General features: G+C 66.9%; 16 protein-coding genes. 6 read left to right on the top strand and 10 right to left on the bottom strand.

Translation table 11 applies throughout. The annotated features are described in order from the left end of the window. Window positions 1–52 precede the first annotated feature (52 nt). From JMT67_RS04240 to JMT67_RS04220, 5 genes are all read left to right on the top strand, one after another. Complete coding sequence (locus tag JMT67_RS04240; RefSeq protein ID WP_054766028.1) at window positions 53–787, top strand: tetratricopeptide repeat protein; 735 nt, start codon at window positions 53–55, stop codon at window positions 785–787. Between the two features lie 23 nt (window positions 788–810). Next, window positions 811–2,190 carry a PQQ-binding-like beta-propeller repeat protein gene (locus tag JMT67_RS04235; protein ID WP_201462765.1) on the top strand — a complete coding sequence of 460 codons (1,380 nt, stop codon included), beginning with the start codon at window positions 811–813 and terminating at the stop codon, window positions 2,188–2,190. A 31-nt stretch (window positions 2,191–2,221) separates the two neighbouring features. Next, entirely contained in the window at window positions 2,222–3,841 is a 1,620-nt protein-coding gene (gene der, locus JMT67_RS04230; RefSeq protein WP_054766026.1) for a ribosome biogenesis GTPase Der, read from the top strand. A 4-nt stretch (window positions 3,842–3,845) separates the two neighbouring features. Continuing rightward, window positions 3,846–4,337: an NUDIX hydrolase gene (locus JMT67_RS04225; RefSeq protein ID WP_183217116.1), complete on the top strand. Its 492-nt coding sequence runs from the start codon at window positions 3,846–3,848 to the stop codon at window positions 4,335–4,337. Window positions 4,338–4,562: 225 nt separating this feature from the next. Continuing rightward, window positions 4,563–5,189, top strand: coding sequence for a methyltransferase family protein (locus JMT67_RS04220; RefSeq protein ID WP_183217118.1), 627 nt, complete (start codon window positions 4,563–4,565; stop codon window positions 5,187–5,189). Between the two features lie 35 nt (window positions 5,190–5,224). Here JMT67_RS04220 and JMT67_RS04215 read toward each other — a convergent pair whose 3' ends face one another. The 10 genes from JMT67_RS04215 to rpsF form a co-directional block, all read right to left on the bottom strand. Further along, on the bottom strand, window positions 5,225–5,977 hold the full coding sequence (locus JMT67_RS04215; RefSeq protein WP_201462764.1) for an SDR family NAD(P)-dependent oxidoreductase: 753 nt from the start codon (window positions 5,975–5,977) through the stop codon (window positions 5,225–5,227). 67 nt (window positions 5,978–6,044) lie between these two features. Continuing rightward, window positions 6,045–7,550: an amidophosphoribosyltransferase gene (gene purF / locus JMT67_RS04210; RefSeq protein ID WP_201462763.1), complete on the bottom strand. Its 1,506-nt coding sequence runs from the start codon at window positions 7,548–7,550 to the stop codon at window positions 6,045–6,047. A gap of 27 nt (window positions 7,551–7,577) precedes the next feature. Next, window positions 7,578–8,174: a CvpA family protein gene (locus tag JMT67_RS04205; protein WP_054766020.1), complete on the bottom strand. Its 597-nt coding sequence runs from the start codon at window positions 8,172–8,174 to the stop codon at window positions 7,578–7,580. 28 nt (window positions 8,175–8,202) lie between these two features. Beyond that, window positions 8,203–9,582: a DNA repair protein RadA gene (gene radA / locus JMT67_RS04200; RefSeq protein WP_201462762.1), complete on the bottom strand. Its 1,380-nt coding sequence runs from the start codon at window positions 9,580–9,582 to the stop codon at window positions 8,203–8,205. A 93-nt stretch (window positions 9,583–9,675) separates the two neighbouring features. After that, window positions 9,676–10,707: an alanine racemase gene (gene alr, locus JMT67_RS04195; protein ID WP_191558459.1), complete on the bottom strand. Its 1,032-nt coding sequence runs from the start codon at window positions 10,705–10,707 to the stop codon at window positions 9,676–9,678. A 39-nt stretch (window positions 10,708–10,746) separates the two neighbouring features. Then, a complete protein-coding gene (locus JMT67_RS04190; protein ID WP_054766017.1) occupies window positions 10,747–12,237 on the bottom strand; it encodes a replicative DNA helicase in 1,491 nt (496 codons plus the stop codon). Between the two features lie 202 nt (window positions 12,238–12,439). Beyond that, window positions 12,440–14,890 carry a TonB-dependent receptor plug domain-containing protein gene (locus tag JMT67_RS04185; RefSeq protein WP_201462761.1) on the bottom strand — a complete coding sequence of 817 codons (2,451 nt, stop codon included), beginning with the start codon at window positions 14,888–14,890 and terminating at the stop codon, window positions 12,440–12,442. A 590-nt stretch (window positions 14,891–15,480) separates the two neighbouring features. After that, on the bottom strand, window positions 15,481–16,065 hold the full coding sequence (gene rplI / locus JMT67_RS04180) for a 50S ribosomal protein L9 (RefSeq protein ID WP_183217132.1): 585 nt from the start codon (window positions 16,063–16,065) through the stop codon (window positions 15,481–15,483). 1 nt (window position 16,066) lies between these two features. After that, on the bottom strand, window positions 16,067–16,345 hold the full coding sequence (gene rpsR, locus JMT67_RS04175; RefSeq protein WP_054766014.1) for a 30S ribosomal protein S18: 279 nt from the start codon (window positions 16,343–16,345) through the stop codon (window positions 16,067–16,069). 12 nt (window positions 16,346–16,357) lie between these two features. Next, the gene (rpsF, locus tag JMT67_RS04170; RefSeq protein ID WP_054766976.1) at window positions 16,358–16,747 is read right to left on the bottom strand and encodes a 30S ribosomal protein S6; all 390 of its coding nucleotides are present in this window, start codon (window positions 16,745–16,747) and stop codon (window positions 16,358–16,360) included. 285 nt (window positions 16,748–17,032) lie between these two features. Between rpsF and JMT67_RS04165 the strand changes: the two genes are divergently transcribed. Continuing rightward, window positions 17,033–18,625 (top strand): carboxyl transferase domain-containing protein, encoded by a 1,593-nt coding sequence (locus JMT67_RS04165; protein ID WP_201462760.1) that lies wholly within the window; start codon window positions 17,033–17,035, stop codon window positions 18,623–18,625. The last annotated feature ends 127 nt before the right edge of the window (window positions 18,626–18,752 follow it).

Raw genomic sequence — 18,752 nt, 5'->3', positions numbered from 1 at the left:
CCTTCTAGGGTCCGCGCCGGTTTGCTTTTTGCGATTTTGGGGCGACGTTTCCGTGGTTGATGTCTTCGAACAGGTCGAGGAGGAGCTTCGCTCCGACCGGTACAAGCGCCTGGCCCGCACCTGGCTGCCCGTCGTGGGCGCCGTTCTGGTGGTCGCCCTGGTCGCCGCCCTGGGCTGGTGGGGCTGGGACAGCCTGAACTCGAGCAAGGCCGCCAAGGCCGCTGAGGCCTATGATCGCGGCATGGAGGCCCTGCGGGCCGACAAGCCCGTCGATGCGCGCGCCGCCTTCGAAGAAGCGGCCAAGGAAGGCAACGGCGCCTATAAGGTCATGGCCCTGCAACAACAGGCGGGGCTGGCGGTCAGCGCCAACAAGATTCCGGATGCGGTTCGCCTGTTTGACGAGGCGGCCAAGGCATCGGGCGATCCAATCCTTTCGGACCCGCCAGCCCTCAAGGCCGCCTTCCTGGTGATGGATACGGCGCCCCTGGCCGATCTGGAGGCGCGGTTGACGCCCCTGGCCGAGGACGACCGTCCGCTGCACGCCTTCGCCCAGGAAGCCCTGGCCCTGGCGCGCCTGCAACACGGTAAGACCGATGAGGCGCGTGAAGCCTTCGTTCTTCTGCAACTGGGCCAGGACGTGCCCGACGACGTCCGCCAGCGCGCCAACATCGCCGTGGCCACGATCGACGCCGGTACGGCCGGCGCCCTCAAGGCCATCGTCGATGCGGCCAAGTCGGCGCCTCCGCCGGCCGCCCCCGCTCCGTCCACCGCCCCCGCTCAACAGTGACGACCCCCGACAGGACGCCCCCGATGAACCGAGTTCTGAAAGTCGCGCTGATCTGCGGCGTCGCCGCCACCATGGCCTCCTGCGGCGCCGTCAGTCGCAACCTGCCCTTCGGTCTGGGCAAGAAGGGCGATCCCAAAGCGACGGCGTCCGAAGGCCAGCGCATCTCGGTGCTGGAGTTCGAACAGCAACTGGCGCCCTCGGCGGCCTTGTCCGGTCGGACTTATTTCCTGCCGGGTCCGCAGGCCGCGACGGCCTGGACCCAGCCGGGCGGCACGGCGGAAAACCTGGTCGAGCACGTCATCGCCGCGCCGGACTTCAAGATCGCCTGGAAGCGCGACATCGGCCGCGGGTCGGCCCGCGTCGGCAACGTCATGGCGCCTGTCGTCGCGGCCGACGGCAAAATCTTCGTGCTGGACGGCGAATCGACCGTCTCGGCCGTTTCCGCCGACACGGGCGCGGTTCTGTGGAAGACCGACGTGAAGAACGACGAACGCGACCGCAACGGCGGTTTCGGCGGCGGCGTCGCCGTGGCGGGCGGCAAGGTCTTTGTTTCCTCCGGCTATCGCTCCATGACGGCGCTGGACGCCAATACCGGGGCCGTCGCCTGGACCCAGCCGGTGGATGCCCCCATTCACGGCGCGCCGACGGTGGTCGGTTCGCACGTCTTCGTCGTGGACGTGGATAGCCAGCTGTTCGCCTTCGACGTCAACACGGGCGCCCAGGACTGGACCTATCGCGGCATCGCCGAGCCGGCTCGCGTGATGCGCGCCTCCAGCCCGGCCGTGACCGGAAACACCGTCATCGCCCCCTTCGCCTCGGGTCAGCTGGTGGCGCTGAGCGCCCTGAACGGCCAGTCCCTGTGGGAACAGACCCTGTCGCGCACCAGCCGCACCAGCGCCCTGTCCGAGGTTCGCGACGTGGCCGGTCGCCCCGTGATCAGCCGCGGCATGGTCTATGGCGTCAGCCATTCAGGCGTGCTGTCGGCTCTGGACCTGCGCTCGGGTCAACCCAAATGGCAACTGCCGGTCACGGGCGTGAACGCGCCCCTGCCGGTCGGCGACGTGGTCTTCGTCGTGTCCAAGTCCGGCGAGCTGATCACCGCCAATCGCGACACCGGCCAGATCTACTGGACTCGCGAGCTGAATGAAGGCCGCGCCCGCAAGGTCGGCGGCTTCTTGCGCTTCGGCCGTCGCACCATCACGCCGCAGTGGTCCGGCCCGCTTCTGGCCTCCAACCGTCTGGTGATGGTCAACTCCTACGGCGAAGCGGTCGCCTTCGATCCGAAGACAGGCGTCGCTCAGACGACGTTGAAGCTGGGCGCGCCCGCCTATATCGCGCCTGCGGCCTATAACGGCGCCCTCTATGTGCTGACCGACACCGGTCAGTTGATCTGTATCCGCTGATTTTCAGCCAGAATTACGTTAGAAGGCCGACATGGCTCTGAAGGTCGCCATCGTCGGCCGCCCCAATGTGGGCAAATCGACACTGTTCAATCGTCTCGTCGGCAAACGCCTCGCGCTGGTCGATGACCGGCCCGGCGTGACCCGCGACCGGCGCTATGCCGACGGCAACATCGGCGACATGGACCTGACGCTGATCGACACGGCCGGCTATGAGGACGTCACCGACGAAAGCCTCGAGGCGCGGATGCGCGAACAGACCGAGGCGGCTATCGACGACGCCGAACTGATCCTGTTCATGATGGACGCCCGCGAAGGCGTGACTTCGCTGGACCGGATCTTCGCCGAACGCCTGCGCAAGGTGCACAAGCCGATCATCCTGCTGGCCAACAAGTCCGAGAGCCGGGAGAGCGGCGGCGGCGTGGGCGAGGCGCACGCCCTGGGTTTCGGCGAGCCCGTCGCTATCTCCGCAGAGCACGGCGAGGGCATGGCCGACCTCTACGCCGCCCTCCGCGCCGGTTCGGAGGACATCTTCGTCGAGGAGATCGACGAGCCGGACAAGCCGATCCGTATCGCCGTGATCGGCCGGCCCAACGCCGGCAAGTCCACCCTGATCAACCGTCTGATCGGCGACGACCGGCTGCTGACGGGGCCGGAAGCCGGGATCACCCGCGACTCCATCTCGGTGGACTGGACGTTCGAGGGCAAGAACATCCGCCTGATCGACACGGCCGGGATGCGGCGCAAGGCCCGTGTTCAGGAGAAGCTGGAGAAGCTGTCGGTCGCCGACACCATCCGCGCCATCACCTTCGCCGAGGTGGTGATCCTGGTCATGGACAAGGACGACGCCTTCGACACCCAGGATCTTCAGCTGGCCGATCTGGTCGAGCGGGAAGGGCGGGCCCTGGTCTATGTGGCCTCGAAATGGGACCTGGAGGACGAGCCCCAGTCGCGGCTGGCCAAGCTGAAGACCCTGGCGGAAGACAAACTGCCTCAGTTGAAGGGTTCGCCCTTTGTGGCCCTGTCTTCCCACTCGGGGCGGGGCGTCGATCGGCTGATGCCGGCGGTGCTTCAGGCCTATGACACCTGGTCGGTCAAGGTGAAGACCAAGGATCTGAACACCTGGCTGTCCATGGCGACCCAGCGCCACCCGCCGCCCGCCGTGGACGGCAAGCGGATCAAGCCGAAATACATCGCCCAGACCAAGGCCCGTCCGCCCACCTTCGTGCTGATGGCCAATCGGGCCGAGGCCATGCCGGATCATTACAAGCGCTATCTGGTCAATTCGATCCGGGAGAGCTTCGACCTGCCGGGCACGCCGATCCGCCTGAACGTCAAGTCCAGCGGCGCCAATCCCTATGCCGAGGGCGGCGCCAAGTCCGGCCCGGAACGCTACAAGGGCGACGCCAAGACCGCGCCGCGCCGCGTCAAGAAGGCCGAGAAGGAAGAGGCCTTGTCCAAGCTGCCCGGCAAGGCGCTGGAGCAGAAGAAGACCCGCAAGGCCCAGCCCAAGGTGCTGGGCGGCCTGAAGGCCAGCGCGTCCAAGAAGGCCGGATCGTCTGTTGCGATCCAGAAGGGCGCGCGCGGCGGCGCCCGTCAAGTGTCGCGCTCAGGCCGCATCCGCACCGGCCAGAAGGGCGGCGCCAAGAAGTGACCTCATGAGCGAGGTCGCGTCCGTCCTTCCCGACCGGCCGACCTCGCGCTGGCTGATCCTGGACGGGCAGGGGCGGGTGCTGCTGTTCCGTTTCGCCTTCGCCGACGGCCCCCTTGCGGGATCCGAATTCTGGGCCACGCCGGGCGGCGGCTGCGATCCGGGCGAGACCTACGAGGACGCCGCACGCCGCGAACTGTTCGAGGAGACGGGCCTGATCGTCGCTGATCCGGGCCCCCAGGTCGCCCGCGTCCGCGTCAGCTTCCGCCTGCCCGACGGCTGCATGGCCGACGTCGATCAGCGCTTCTTCCTGCTCCGCAGGGACGGCTTCGACCTGTCCTCCAACGGTTGGACCGAGGCGGAGCGGCGCGTCCTGGCCGAGCACCGCTGGTGGAGCCTCGACCAGATCCGCGCCTCGACAGAGACGATCTGGCCCCAGGAATTGGCGGACATTCTGGAGCGGCTGACGCCGATGGCGAGGGGTGTTGATCAAGGCTAGGGTCTTGGTCCGCCTCGAACCTTCGCCATGCCCGCCCTGATCGTCGCCGTCCTGCTGAGCCAGCCTGTGGATCGGATAGGCTGAGTGCGGAGCAAGCACGGGAGTTTCGGTTGTCTGAAGTTCCCTCCGATGGCGTCCTTTTTCGATAGGGATATTCGTTTGCAATCATAATGCTTGCAGCAAGGCCCACTGCGGCGCTTGATCCCTCGAGGATAGGAGAACACCATGACGACATCCCCGATCTTCGATCTTCAAGCGGTGCAAAAGGTGCGTAAGGGCGCCGTGCTCGTCGCCCTGCTGGGTCTGGTGGGCCTGACGATGGTGTCCCAGTCCGCCACGGGCCTGGACAGTCCGCTTCACGAAGGCGTCGAGGCCGTGGGTCTGGCCGCCATCGTCTTCGCCATCGTCGGCCGGGCCTGGTGTTCCCTCTATATCGGAGGGCGCAAGAAGGCCGAGATCGTCTCGCGCGGCCCCTATTCGATCAGCCGCAATCCCCTCTATATCTTCAGCTTCTTCGGCGCCTTCGGCATCGGCGCCCAGAGCGGCAGCCTGACGCTGGCGGTGCTGTTCACCCTCGCGTCCGTGGCCGTTTTCTATCTGACTGTTCGCCGCGAAGAGGCCTGGCTGGGCGCGACCTTCGGCGCCGCCTATGCCGATTACAAGGCGCGGACGCCTCGCTTCCTGCCTGACTTCACCCGCTGGCATGACGAGCCAGAGCTGTCGGTGCGGCCGAGCTTCTTTCTGACCACGATTAGAGACGGGCTGGTCTTCCTGCTCGCCATACCGCTGTTTGAGGCCGTGGACCTGGCCCAGGCCCAGGGATGGCTGGCTGCTGTGGTGCGCCTGCCCTGATTGGCGGGGGCACAGACCCCTGGCTTCACTCGCCGTCAGACCAAGGCTTCCGTCGTCGGCCCGGCCCTCCAGTCGCGGAAGCGGATCGTCGGCGGCGGCGTCAGGTCGCCCCGCGCCAGTTCAACGACCAGGGGGCCGATTTCCGACGGATGGGGCAGGGTCTGCGGGTCTTCTCCGGGGAAGGCCTGGGCGCGCATGGCGGTGCGCATCCGACCGGGATCGACGATGCTGACACGGATCGGGGTGCTCTCCACCTCGTCCGCCCAGGCCTTCATTAAAGCCTCGGCGCCCGCCTTGGTGGCGGCGTACATGCCCCAGAAAGCCCGAGGCGTGGTCGCGACGCTGGTCGTGAAATGGATGGCCCGCCCGGCGTCCGAGGCGCGCAGCAGCGGCTCCAGCGAGCGGATCAGCCGGTAGACGGCCGTGAAGTTGACCTTTTCGACCTTGGCGAACTCGCGCGGATCGGCGTGGGCCACCGGCGTCAGGCCCGACGGCCCCATGGTCGCCGCCGCCTGGACCCAGATGTCCAGTTTCTTGAACCGTTCGACGATCGCGCCGCCCAGCCGGTCGATCCCGCCCCCGTCGACCAGGTCGAACGGGACGAGGGTCGCGTGTTTGCCCGTCGCGGCGAAGACGGCGTCGTCCAGTTCCTCAAGCCCGCCTTGTGTCCGGGCTGTAGCCACCACGTGCGCGCCAGCCTTGGCCAGGGCGAGGGCGCTCTCGTAGCCGATGCCGCGCGAGGCCCCGACGACGAGGGCGATACGGTCTTTGAGGGGCAGGTCTGACATCCGCCATGATTAGCGTGCGTCGGACACGCACGCCAAGCCAGATCGGCGCGGCGGAGGACAGGAAAAGTTAGGCGCTGACCAGCAGCGAAAGTTGTCGCGCCGAAAACTCCCGGCCGCCTTCCTCGATCTCGCGGTCCAGCAGGCGGGTGGGGTAGTCGCCGGTGAAATAGTGGTCGGTGAACTGGGGCGCGTCATTGTTGCGGCCCGTCTCACCCATGGCGCGGTAGAGACCGTCGATCGAGAGGAAGCCGAGCGAGTCGACTTCCAGCAGTTCGCGCATCTCTTCCAGCGTCTTGTTGGCGGCCAAAAGTTGCGCCCGTTCCGGCATGTCGATGCCGTAGAAGTCGGGGAAGAGGATCTGCGGGCTGGCTGACCGCAGGTGGACCTCCTTGGCGCCCGCGGCGCGGACAGCGCGGACCAGTTTGACCGAGGTGGTGCCGCGCACGATCGAATCGTCGATCAGCACGACCCGCTTGCCGGCCAGGGCAGACTTGTTGGGGCTGTGCTTCATCCGCACGCCCTTCTGCCGGGCGCCCTGGCTGGGCTGTATGAAGGTGCGGCCCAGATAGTGGCTGCGGATGATGCCCATCTCATAGGGGATGCCGCTCTCCTGGGCATAGCCCAGGGCGGCGGGCACGCCGGAGTCCGGCACGGGCACCACGATGTCGGCGTCCACGCCCCATTCGCGCGCCAGGCCGCGTCCCATCTCCTTGCGGACTTCATAGACCGAACGGCCGTTCACGACCGAGTCGGGTCGCGAGAAATAGACGTATTCGAACAGGCAGGGGCGGGCGGCGCGCGCCGGAAAGGGCTTGATCGATTCCAGGCCGTTCTCGTCGATGACCACGACCTCGCCGTGTTCGACGTCGCGCACGAAGGCGGCGCCCATCATGTCCAGGGCGCAGGTCTCGGAGGCCAGGACCCAGGCCTCGCCCATCTGGCCCAGAACCAGCGGGCGGATGCCCAGCGGGTCGCGGGCGCCGATCATCTTGTGGCGGGTCTGGGCGACCAGGGCGTAGCCGCCCTCGATCCGCGCCAGGGCGTCGATGAAGCGATCGACGATCTTGGCCTTACGGCTGCGCGCGATCAGGTGAAGGATGACTTCGGAATCCGACGTCGACTGGAAGATGGCGCCTTCGCTGACCAGCTGGCTGTGCAGGAATTTGAAGTTGGTCAGGTTGCCGTTGTGGGCGATGGCGATACCGCCCTGGTCCAGGTCGGCGAACATGGGCTGGATGTTGCGCAGGAAGCTGCCGCCAGCGGTGGAGTAGCGGGTGTGGCCGACAGCCGCGCGACCGGGCATACGGGTCATCAGATCGGCGCCGCCGAAGGCCTCGCCGACCAGACCCTGATGGCGTTCGGTGTAGAAGCGGTCGTCCTTTATGCTGGCGATGCCGCAGGCTTCCTGGCCGCGATGCTGCAGGGCGTGGAGGCCCAGGGCGACGACGGCCGAGCCCTCGTCCTCGTCCGCGCCCCAGACGCCGCAGACGCCGCACTCCAGACGGAGCTGATCGTCCTCCGGCTCACGCCAGTGCTCGCGGTGAACGACGGGATCGGCGATGTGGTGGCGCATCGTGGGGCTCCGATGACCGGGGGAAACTTACGGGGCGGCTTCGCGCGGCGAGTTAGTCTCGGATTGCGTCCGAGGCAAGGCTTCGTCGTTCGAAAACCCTTTGCGCACGGATGAATCCACCACAGGCGTGATCGCATCGGCGCCGCGCCCGATGCCGGGCAGGACGATCTGAATGGCGCGGGCGCCGACGGCGCTGACCTTGTAGAGCGCCGCCTGGGTCAGCCATTTCGGCGTCCGTTCGCCCGGCATGGCGGCCACGATGACCAGATGGACGGCGCCCAACAGGACCAAGGCCCGGCCTGCGCCGACGAACACTCCGATGAACCGGTCGATTCCTCCCAACTGCGGATGGGCCTGGGCCTGTTTGGACAGGAAGGAGCCGAAGATGCGGATGCCGAAATAGACGACCATGAAGGTCACGATCGCCGCCAGGATCGTCCCGGCCCAGTCGGGATTGACCAGGGCCCGCCCCAGCATGGCCGTCCAGGGCAGGGTCACCAGGGCGATCAGCGCCGCCAGCAGGGCGCTGAGCAGGGTGATGATCTCGCGCACCCCGCCGCGCACCCAGCCGGCGGCGGCGGAGAACAGGATCACCACTATGGCGAAGACGTCGTAACCGGTCACTCAGAGGTCCAGAAACTGTTGCGCCCGTCTAATAGCGGTTTTGCGAGATTCGTTCGACCACATCCGTCAAACGCGTCGCCGACGTCACCTTGACCCCGTTTGTCTTCCCCGCGCTCTGGGGCAGGGGCGGGCACAGCAGATGGTCGAAGCCCAGCTTCTGAGCCTCGCGCAGCCGCGCCTCGGCTCGGCCCACGCTGCGGACCTCGCCCGACAGGCCGATCTCGCCGAAGACGACGCAGCCCTGGGGCAGGGGCATGTCCAGGGCCGAGCTGATCAAGGCCGCCGCCGCCGCCAGGTCCGCCGCCGGCTCGTTGATCCGCAGCCCCCCGGCGACGTTCAGATAGACATCTTTGTCGCCGAAGCCCAGGCCGCACCGGGCCTCCAGCACCGCCAGCAACATGGCCAGGCGACCGGAGTCCCAACCGACCACCGCCCGCCGCGGCGTGCCATAGGCGGACGGCGCCACCAGGGCCTGGATCTCGACCAGAACGGGCCGCGAGCCTTCGATCCCGGCGAAGACGGCGGCGCCGGGCGCCCGGTCCTTGCCTTCGCCCAGGAAGAGGGCCGAGGGATTGGCGACTTCGCGCAGGCCGCTGTCGCCCATTTCGAACACCCCGATTTCGTCGGTGGCGCCGAACCGGTTCTTGCCCGCGCGCAGAATGCGGAACGGATAGCCGCGCTCGCCCTCGAAGGTCATGACGGCGTCGACCAGGTGTTCGACCACGCGCGGCCCGGCCACCTGGCCGTCCTTGGTGACGTGGCCGACCAGGACGACGGCGATCCCTTGCGTCTTGGCCAGTCGGACCATTTCGCCGGCGCAGGCCCGGACCTGGGTGATGGAGCCGGGCCCGCTCTCATGAACGTCGGACCACAGGGTCTGGATCGAATCGACGATGACGATGTCGAACTGTTCGCGCTTCAGCGTGCCCAGGATGTCGCGCAGCGCCGTCGCCGCCGCCAGATTGACCGGCGCCTGGTCCAGCCCCATCCGCTTGGCCCGCGCTCGGATCTGCTCGACGGCCTCTTCGCCCGAGATATAGGCGATACGCCCGCCGCGAAGCGCCGCCTTGGCCGCGACCTCGAGCAGCAGGGTGGACTTGCCCACGCCCGGATCGCCGCTCAGCAGGATGGCCGAACCCGGAACCACGCCGCCGCCGCAGACCCGGTCGAACTCGGCCACGCCCGTCGTGATGCGGGGCGGTTCGGGGGTGTCGGATTGAAGGGCTTCAAACTGCAGGCCGCGTCCGCGCGCCGAAGCGGCCGCCGAAGGCTTGATCGCGCCCGGCGGCGCGGAACGGCTCTCTTCGGTCAGGGTGTTCCACTGCCCGCACGATGAACACTGACCCGACCACTTGCCGTGGACCGAGCCGCAGGATTGACAGACGTAGAGGGCGGAATCGCGAGCCATGGACTTCCTTAGCAGAGACAGCCGACGTCGGGTGACGGGCCGAGCTTTGGGCCTTCATCGGCCTCTTCTACGTCAGTCGCGGTCGCATTCGCCTCAATAGGCGCGAGGCACCCGGTCGCCGATTGCAGTCAATAGTTCATAGCTGATGGTTCCGGCCGCGGCCGCCGCCTCATCTAGATGACGGTTCGCGCCGAAAAGCTCGACCCGATCGCCGACCGCGACGTCCAGGCCGGTGATGTCCAGGGTACAGACGTCCATCGACACCCGGCCCAGCAGAGGGCGGATCTCGCCCGACACCCAGGCGGCGCCGCCTTGTCCATAGGCCCGCATGACGCCGTCGGCATAGCCCGCAGCCACCACGGCCGCTCGCACGGGACGGTCAGCGACGAAGCCTCTGGAATAGCCGATGCTTTCCTCCGCCCTGACGTCTCGGACCTGCAAGACCTCGGCGGTCAGGGTGGCGACGGCGGCGATCCTGTCGTCCGGCCGACCCTGCGGCCCGCCGCCATAGAGACAGACGCCGGGGCGCACGGCGTCGAAGCTGTAGTCCCGCCCCAGAAAGCAACCGCCCGAATTGGCCAGCGATCGCGTGATGCCCGGATATCGCGCGGCCGCCGCCGTGAAGGCGTCGCGCTGGCGCCGGTTCATCGGCTGGTCCGGTTCGTCGGCGCAGGCCAGGTGACTCATGACAAGGTGGAGGCCCTCGAACGGCTCCGGCGCGTCTTCGGGGCGGAACCCCAGCCGGTTCAGGCCGGTGTCGATCTGGATGCCGCAGGCGCCGCCGCCGACCTGGCTCCAAGCCTGCATCTGTCGGGGCTGGTTCAGCACTGGACGCAGGTCCGCCGCCTTCAGCACGCCGGCCGCCCCGTCGTGGCAGCCGTCCAGCACATAGATGACCGGCGCATCGCCCAGCGCCGCCCGCAAGGCCAGGCCTTCATCGGCGCGGGCGACGAAGAAGGTCCGCGCCCCCTCGGTCATCAGCCGGGTCGCACAGGCCTCGGCGCCCAGCCCATAGGCGTCGGCCTTGACCACCGGATGAACCGGCGCGCCGGTCACGGCTTCCAGCGTGTGGAAGTTGCGGGCCAGGGCGTTCAGATCGACGGAGAGCAGGGCGGGGGAGGGCATGGCGGCCTTATGGCGCAAGTCGGCGGTTAGGGAAGAGCCCTATTCGTAGCTGACTTCCTCATAGCCGTGCGCCAGGTTGCCGAAGCGGACCGTGTCGGCGTCGAAGGCCAGTTTGACGATGCCGATCGGGCCGTGGCGCTGCTTGCCGATGACGACCTCGGCCTGGCCTTGCAGCCGGTCCATGTCCTGCTGCCATTGCAGGTGTTCCTCAGTGCCTTCGCGCGGCTCGGCCCGGCCCAGATAGTAGCTCTCGCGATAGACGAACATCACGCAGTCGGCGTCCTGTTCGATCGAGCCGGACTCCCGCAGGTCCGACAGCTGGGGCCGCTTGTCGTCGCGCTGTTCGACCTGACGCGACAGCTGCGACAGGGCGATGATCGGCACGTTCAGCTCCTTGGCCAGGGCCTTCAGGCCGCCGGTGATCTCGGACACTTCCTGAACGCGGTTCTTTTGACCGCCGCCTTCGCCGGTGGTCACCAGCTGCAGATAGTCGACGATGATCAGATCCAGCCCGTGCTCCATCCGCTTCAGCCGCCGCGCCCGGGCGGCCAGCTTGGAGATGGAGATGCCGCCGGTGGCGTCGATGTAGAGAGGCGCCTCGCCGATCTCGACCGCCGCGTCGCGCAGCTTGCCGAAATCCGAGGCGTCGATCTCGCCCTTGCGCAGCTTGTCGGATGAGACGCCGGACGCATCGGCCAGGATCCGCATGGCCAGCTGTTCGGCGCTCATTTCCAGCGAATAGAAGGCGACCACCCCGCCGTTGACCGTCTTGCGGCCCTCCGGCGTCGGCTCCCATTGATAGGCGCGGGCCACGTTGAAGGCCATGTTGGTCGCCAGAGCCGTCTTACCCATCGACGGGCGTCCGGCGAGGATCAGCAGGTCGGACGGGTGCAGGCCGCCCAGTTTCCGGTCCAGATCGTGCAGGCCGGTGGCCAGACCGGCCAGCTTGCCCTCGCGCTGATAGGCTTCCGCCGCCATCTGAACGGCGCCGGACAAGGCGTGAGAAAAGCTGACGAAACCGGACGAGGGCTTGCCCGTCTCTGCCAGCGAATAAAGGGTCTGTTCGGCCTGTTCGATCTGTTCGTCAGCGGGGACGTCCGGATTGGGCGCCTCCTTGATGATCTCGCCGCCGATGCGGATCAGGTCGCGGCGCAGGGCCGTGTCATAGACGACGCGGGCGTAGTCCGGGGCGTTGGCCGCCGGCGGGGCCCGGTCCACCAGATCGGCGAAATAGCGCAGGCCGCCGAACTCCTGAAAGGCGGGGTCCTGTTTGAACCGCTCCATCAGGATGGTCGGCTCGGCCAGCATGCCCTGACGGATGTGATCCTCGATGGCGTCGAACAGCCGCTGGTGGAAGGGCTCGTAGAAGTGGGAGCCGCGCAGACGGTCGCTGAGACGCTCGAACACCCCGTTGTCGAACATCAAGGCGCCGAGCAGAGCCTGTTCGGCCTCCAGGTTATGAGGCATGGAGGCGACGCCGTTGGAGTCCAACGGCGAGGACGAGAAGGGCAGGGGGGCGAAGGCGTTCATTGTCTTAACGCTCTATCCCTCACACGCGCCTGCGTCAGTCGCGGACGCCGCCGCGACGGTGGACAGATCGTCCGCCCTGTGGGTGAACGGGAATTGTTCAGGCGGAACCCAGGCGGCGGCCGACGTCCCGCCGCCCATGGTCCGTGCGCGAAACAAAAAGGGACGCTCCGAAGAGCGTCCCTGATCTCAGGGTGGGGCCGGCTCACCAGTTCAAGGCGATACGGCCGTACACGAACCGGCCGTTGAAGCCGTAGGGCGAGAAGTTGGAGAAGGGGAAGGCGCCCGATGTGTTGTTGGCGCGCTGAGCTTGGCGGGGATATTCGTCCAGCACATTGTCCGCTCCGACCGCCAAGGTCAGACGATCATTGAGGGCGTAGCGCGCCTCCACATCGACGACCACGCCGACGCCAAGCTCCAGATCGGTCGCCTCGGTCGCGCCAGGAGCCAGGACGTCGCCATAGCCGGTCACGCGGAAGGTGCCGCCCAGCCGGGCGCGGGTCCAATCCGTCTGGAAGACTGTCTTCCACGGCGGCGTGCCCTCTTCGAACCGCAGTGTCGCCTGGCGCGCGAACAGCGAGACCGGGGTCGGCAGGATGCCCGAGCGGGTCTGGGGCGTCTTGGTCACGTCGAAATCATTGACGTTCGCCGCCAGGGTGAAGTCGAGCGAGCCGACGTCGGCCAGAACCCGGTAGCGCGCAACCACGTCCAGGCCGGTCGTCTCGGTGTCCACGCCATTGATGAAGAAGCGGGCCGCTGTGGCGCCATAAGGCTGAAGCAGATCGAAGATGGCGCGGGCGTTGGTTCCAGGCGCCGCAGTGGCGCTGCCTGTCAACGTCTCTGACAAGATGATCCGATCCTCAATGTCGATGCGATAGGCGTCGGCTGTCAGTTCAAAGGGACCGCGACGGTAGACCAAGCCCAGCGAATAGTTGGTCGATGTCTCGGCCTTAAGAGGCGTGCCGCCAAGCGCGACGCCGACCGGGCTGACCGAGGGGAAGGTGCCGGTCTCATAGGGAACGTTGTTTATGTAGAGGATCGCCGTCTGGGTGAAATACTGCTGTTGCAGGCTTGGCGCGCGGAAGCCGGTCGATAAGGCGCCGCGAACAGCGAAGGTCGGGGTGAAGTCGTACCGCGCCGCCAGCTTGCCCGAAACATTGTCGCCGAAGTCCGAGTAGTTTTCGTACCGCACAGCCGCCGAGGCGGTGAAGCGTTCGAACAGCTCGCCTTCCAGATCGACATAGGCGCCGATGTTGTTGCGGTCTTCGTCGACCTCATTGGCGGGGGTGAAGCCGGTGAAACCGCGCGAGCCCCAGCTGAGATCCACGCCGCCGACGTTCAGGAAGGTCCCGCGCTGATAGGAGTTGGGTTCGCCCGCGCCGATCTGATAGGACTCCCGCCGGGCCTCCAGGCCAAAGGCGACGTTCAAGGGGGCGTAAAGGCCGACGTCATAGGCGCGGCTGGCGTCAATACCCAGCACCAGCTGATCATAGGCCAGGGAACCGGCGTAGAACTTGGTCGGGGAGGTCGGTCCCAAAGAGGGGTTCAGCGTGTTTTCAACGCTGAAGTCGATCTCGTTCTTGCCGTAGCCCAGGTTGATGTCGATGTCGAAACCCCCGGCCTGGCCCTTCAGCCCGGCGGCGGTGGTCCAGTCGGTCGTGTCGGTCAGAATGTAGGGCAGGTAGCCGTCAGGATAGACGCGGCCAGAGGCGTAGGCCGGGTTCTGGGCGTTGTCGGTCGGCGTGCGATAGAAGGCGGCGGCCGAGGCGTCGCGGGTCTGATAGCCGACCCAGCCATAGGCTTCCCAGCCCGCAGCCAGGGGCTTGCCGGCGTTCAGATAGACGGCGAGATCCTCAGACTCAGGATCCCCCTGTGCCCCGCGAACCTGGGACGGGTTGAAGCGGGGATCGAGGTCGCTTCGGTTGGTGCGCTCCCGGTCCCGATATTCTACTGAAGCCGTCAGAAAGCCGTCCGAGCCCAGGCCGAACCCCTGCCAGCCGGCCACCGTCAGGGCCTCGCCGTCCTTCAAATCCTGGCCGCCGCCGTAGAAGCCGGTGTAGTCGGTGCGATAGCCGCCGTAGGTGACGCTGGCGCCGCCGCCGCTGGAAGCCTTGCGCAGGCGCAGGTTCAATACGCCGGCGATGGCGTCAGACCCGTATTGCGCCGCAGCGCCGTCGCGCAACACCTCGATACGTTCGATCGCGGTGGAGGGAATGGCGTTCAGATCGACAGCAGCCGACCCGCGACCGACCGAGCCGTTGGTGTTCACCAGGGCGGTGGCGTGACGGCGCACGCCATTCACCAGCACCAGGGTCTGGTCCGGCCCTTGTCCGCGCAAGGTTGCGGGGCGGATCGAGTCAGTGCCGTCGGTGGCCGAGGGGCGGGGGAAGTTCAGGGCAGGGACGGTGGCGGCTAGCTGGGTGGCCAGCTCGGTCGAGCCGCGCTGTTGCAGGGTTTCGGCCGTAACGACGTCGACGGGCGCGACAGAATCGAGGCGCGAGCGATTCTGGACGCGGGTGCCGGTGACGACGATGTCGTCAACCGCGTCGGCCTGAGGTTGTTGCTGAGCAAGGGCCGGCGCGGCGGTCAGCAAGGCGAAGGCCGATGAGGTGATCAGCAGGATGGAGGCGGTGGGTCGGAAAGCGGAGCGGCGCATGGAGAGATCCTGTTCTGGAGAGGGCGCACGGGCGGCGCGGCGTCGCCGTCTTGAGCGGCGTTCTTAAGAGAGACGCTATCGGCGACATCGCTCCCTGGGTTGCAGCCAGGCCGCACGCTCGGAAAACAGATGCATCTTAAGTCCCCTCATCGGCCGATGGCGGCGTTCAGCCCTTGTGGCGATATCAGAGCGGCCCCGTGGCGGGTCAACCATCGGCCCTGACCATGTTTGCTGAGCTGAAGGGCTAGAAAATCTATAAAGTTGTCTCTGCGCGAGCCGAAGGTCGGGCAAGGTGGGACTTCGCAGCATGACGATCTCCCGGGGCTGAAACCGATAAGCGCGCCTTCAAGTCGGCGCAAAATACTTGCTCTGGAAATGCGAAAAACGACGATCGGAAATCGTGTTGGTCGTTCGCGCGCGACGTCAAGGTCGTTTCATGCGCAACTACCCCTCAGGCGCTCGCTTGCCTTCAATGTGTTGTAAACTTGTCATGAAGTCGCGTCGCAGCGGGGCGCGCAGCAGAAAGGGCGCGTCCCTTGCGGAACGCGCCCTTGAAGTTCGACCGGTCCGGTCCGAAGACCAGGAGGCGATCAGGCTTCGTCGCCGAAGCCTTCCTGTTGACCGGCGCCGCCTTCGATCAGCTCCTGGGCCGATTGCTCGGCGGCCTGGCGCTCATCGTCGAACTGGCTGCGGATCACGTCCTCGCCCTTGGCTTGGCGCTCGGCCTCGTCCATGGAGCGGGCGATGTTGATCTTGACCGTGGCGCGGACCTCGGCGTGCAGGCGGACCGGCACTTCGTGGACGCCCAGGGTCTTGATCGCCGTGTTCAGGACCACCTGCGAACGTTCGACCTTGCCGCCTTCGGCCTGGATGGCCTCGGCGACGTCGCGACCGGCGACCGAACCGTACAGCTGGCCGGTTTCACCGGCCTGACGGATCATGATGTAGGTCTGGCCGTCGATCTTGTCGGCGATCTTCTGAGCCTCGGCCTTGTTCTTCTCGTTGCGCTGCTCGATGGCGGCGCGGTCGAGTTCGAAAGCCTTCAGATTGGCGGCGGTGGCCCGGCGGGCCTTGTCGCGCGGCAGAAGGAAGTTGCGGGCGAAGCCGTCCTTGACAGTGACGACGTCGCCGATGGCGCCGAGGTTATCGACGCGTTCCAGCAGAACGACCTTCATCTTACTTCACCACATACGGCAGGAGGGCCAGATAGCGGGCGCGCTTGATGGCCTTGGCCAGTTCGCGCTGCTTCTTCTGGGAGACGGCGGTGATGCGCGAAGGCACGATCTTGCCGCGTTCGGAGACGTAGCGCTGCAGCAGCTTGACGTCCTTGTAGTCAATCTTCGGCGCATTGGCGCCCGAGAACGGGCAGACCTTGCGGCGACGATAGAAGGGGCGGCGGCCGGCGGAGCCGGAGCCGGCCGGGGCGCCCGGGGTGGGGGCAGTCGTGTCGGTCATGATCCGGTTTCCTTATTCGGCGTCTGCGGCGTCGGCGTCGTCACGCGGGGTGCGCTCGCGTTCACGCTCGCGTTCGCGCTCGCGGCGGGCCAGAAGCGGCGACAGTTCCAGGTCCAGTTCCTCGACGCGGACGGTCAGCCAGCGCAGCACGTCTTCGTTGATCGACAGCTGACGCTCGACCTCGGCCATGGCGGCGGGAGGGGCGTCGACGGCCAGCAGCGAATAGTGAGCCTTGCGGTTCTTCTTCACGCGGTAGGTCAGGTTGCGCAGACCCCAGTACTCGATCTTGGCGACGGAGCCGCCGCCTTGCACGATCAGGTCCTTGATGGTGTCGTTCAGCGCTTCGGCCTGTTGCGCCGAGATGTCCTGGCGCGTCATGACCGTGTGCTCGTAAAGAGCCATGCGGTAGTCTCCCTTGTAGGCGTCGGCGCGGAAACGACCGGGTAAGTCGATCTCCACGATGGCTCCTGGCGCGGCGGCGGGACCGGTTGTCCAACCCTTTGGCGTTCCGCGTCAGGACCGAAGCCCTGGAAAGCGGGGGCGTATAGGGGAAAAGGCGGGAACTGGCAAGAACGGCGGGGCGTCGGGGTGAAAAGCGCCTGTGAGCAGGAGGTGAGCCTTCAGCGCGCGCCTCAGCGCACGTCTCACTCACTAGCGCTTTTCGCCAACCGCCCCTAAACCACCCCCATGCCGAAGCTGACGTCAGCGGTCGATCCGCAAAGCCCCAAGTACAAGTCCCTGCACGCGCATAACAGCGCCCTGGTCGCCGAGCTTCGCGACCATGTGGCCAAGGTCGCGCGCGGCGGCTCCGACAAGGCGCGCGAACGCCACGTCGCCCGCGGCAAGTTGCTGCCGCGAGATCGGGTCGAGCGGTTGTTGGATCCCGGTTCGCCTTTCCTGGAGATCGGCCAGCTGGCCGCCCACGGCATGTATGACGGCGAAGCGCCGGGCGCCGGCGTCATCGCCGGGATCGGGCGGGTCTCAGGGCGCGAGGTCATGATCGTCGCCAACGACCCGACGGTGAAGGGCGGCGCCTACTTCCCCATGACGGTCAAGAAGCACCTGCGCGCCCAGGAGATCGCCGAGCAGAACGGCCTGCCCTGCGTCTATCTGGTCGACAGCGGCGGGGCCAACCTGCCGCACCAGGCCGAGGTGTTTCCCGACCGCGACCATTTCGGCCGCATCTTCTTCAACCAGGCGCGGATGAGCGCCAAGGGCGTCGCCCAGATCGCCTGCGTCATGGGCCTGTCCACCGCCGGCGGCGCCTATGTGCCGGCCATGTCGGACGAGACGGTGATCGTGCGCAACCAGGGCGCCATCTTTCTGGCCGGCCCGCCGCTGGTGAAGGCCGCCACCGGCGAGGTCATCTCGGCCGAGGAACTGGGCGGGGCCGAAACGCACGGCCGCCGCTCGGGCGTGGTCGATCATGTCGCCGAGAACGACGAACACGCGCTGGAGATCGTGCGGTCGATCGTCGCCAATCTGAACACGACCAAGGCCGTGGAGCTGGATGTGCGCGAACCCCGCGCGCCGGCCTTCGATCCGGCCGAACTGTATGGGCTGATCCCCGAGGACGTCCGCGCGCCCTATGACGTGCGCGAGGTGATCGCCCGTCTGGTCGACGGGTCGGAGTTCGACGAGTTCAAGGCCCTTTACGGCTCCACCCTGGTGTGCGGCTTCGCCCGCATCTGGGGCTATCCGGTCGCCGTCCTGGCCAACAACGGCGTCATCTTCTCCGAGAGCGCCCAGAAGGGCGCCCACTTCATCGAACTGGCCTGCAAGCGGAAGATTCCGCTGCTGTTCCTGCAAAACATCTCGGGCTTCATGGTGGGCGGCAAGTATGAGGCGGGCGGCATCGCCAAGGACGGCGCCAAGCTGGTGACGGCCGTGGCCTCGGCCGAAGTGCCCAAGTTCACCGTCCTGATCGGCGGCAGCTTCGGGGCGGGGAATTACGGCATGTGCGGCCGCGCCTATTCGCCGCGCTTCCTCTTCACCTGGCCCAACAGCCGGATCGGGGTCATGGGCGGCGAACAGGCCGCCAGCGTCCTGGCCACCGTCCATCGCGACGCCGAGACCTGGTCGCCCGAGGAGGCCGAAGCCTTCAAGGCGCCGATCCGCCAGAAGTACGAGGACGAAGGCAATCCCTATTACGCCACCGCCCGCCTGTGGGACGATGGCGTCATTGATCCTGCGCAAACCCGGGATGTGCTCGGTCTGGCTATATCGGCGAGCCTGAACGCCCCGATCCCGGACACGACCTTCGGCCTGTTTAGGATGTAGCATAAGACGGCTGTACTTCTCGCAGGGCGCCTCATATCGTCGGTCTATCAGATTTGGGGATCTTTATGCCGACGGTTACGCCCGCCCAAGTTGCAGCCAAGCTGGCTCCAATCCTTCGCTTGCATTC

Source organism: Brevundimonas aurantiaca (genome assembly GCF_904830995.1).
Taxonomy (GTDB): Bacteria; Pseudomonadota; Alphaproteobacteria; order Caulobacterales; family Caulobacteraceae; genus Brevundimonas; species Brevundimonas aurantiaca.
This window is presented reverse-complemented; position numbering and strand designations above follow the sequence as displayed.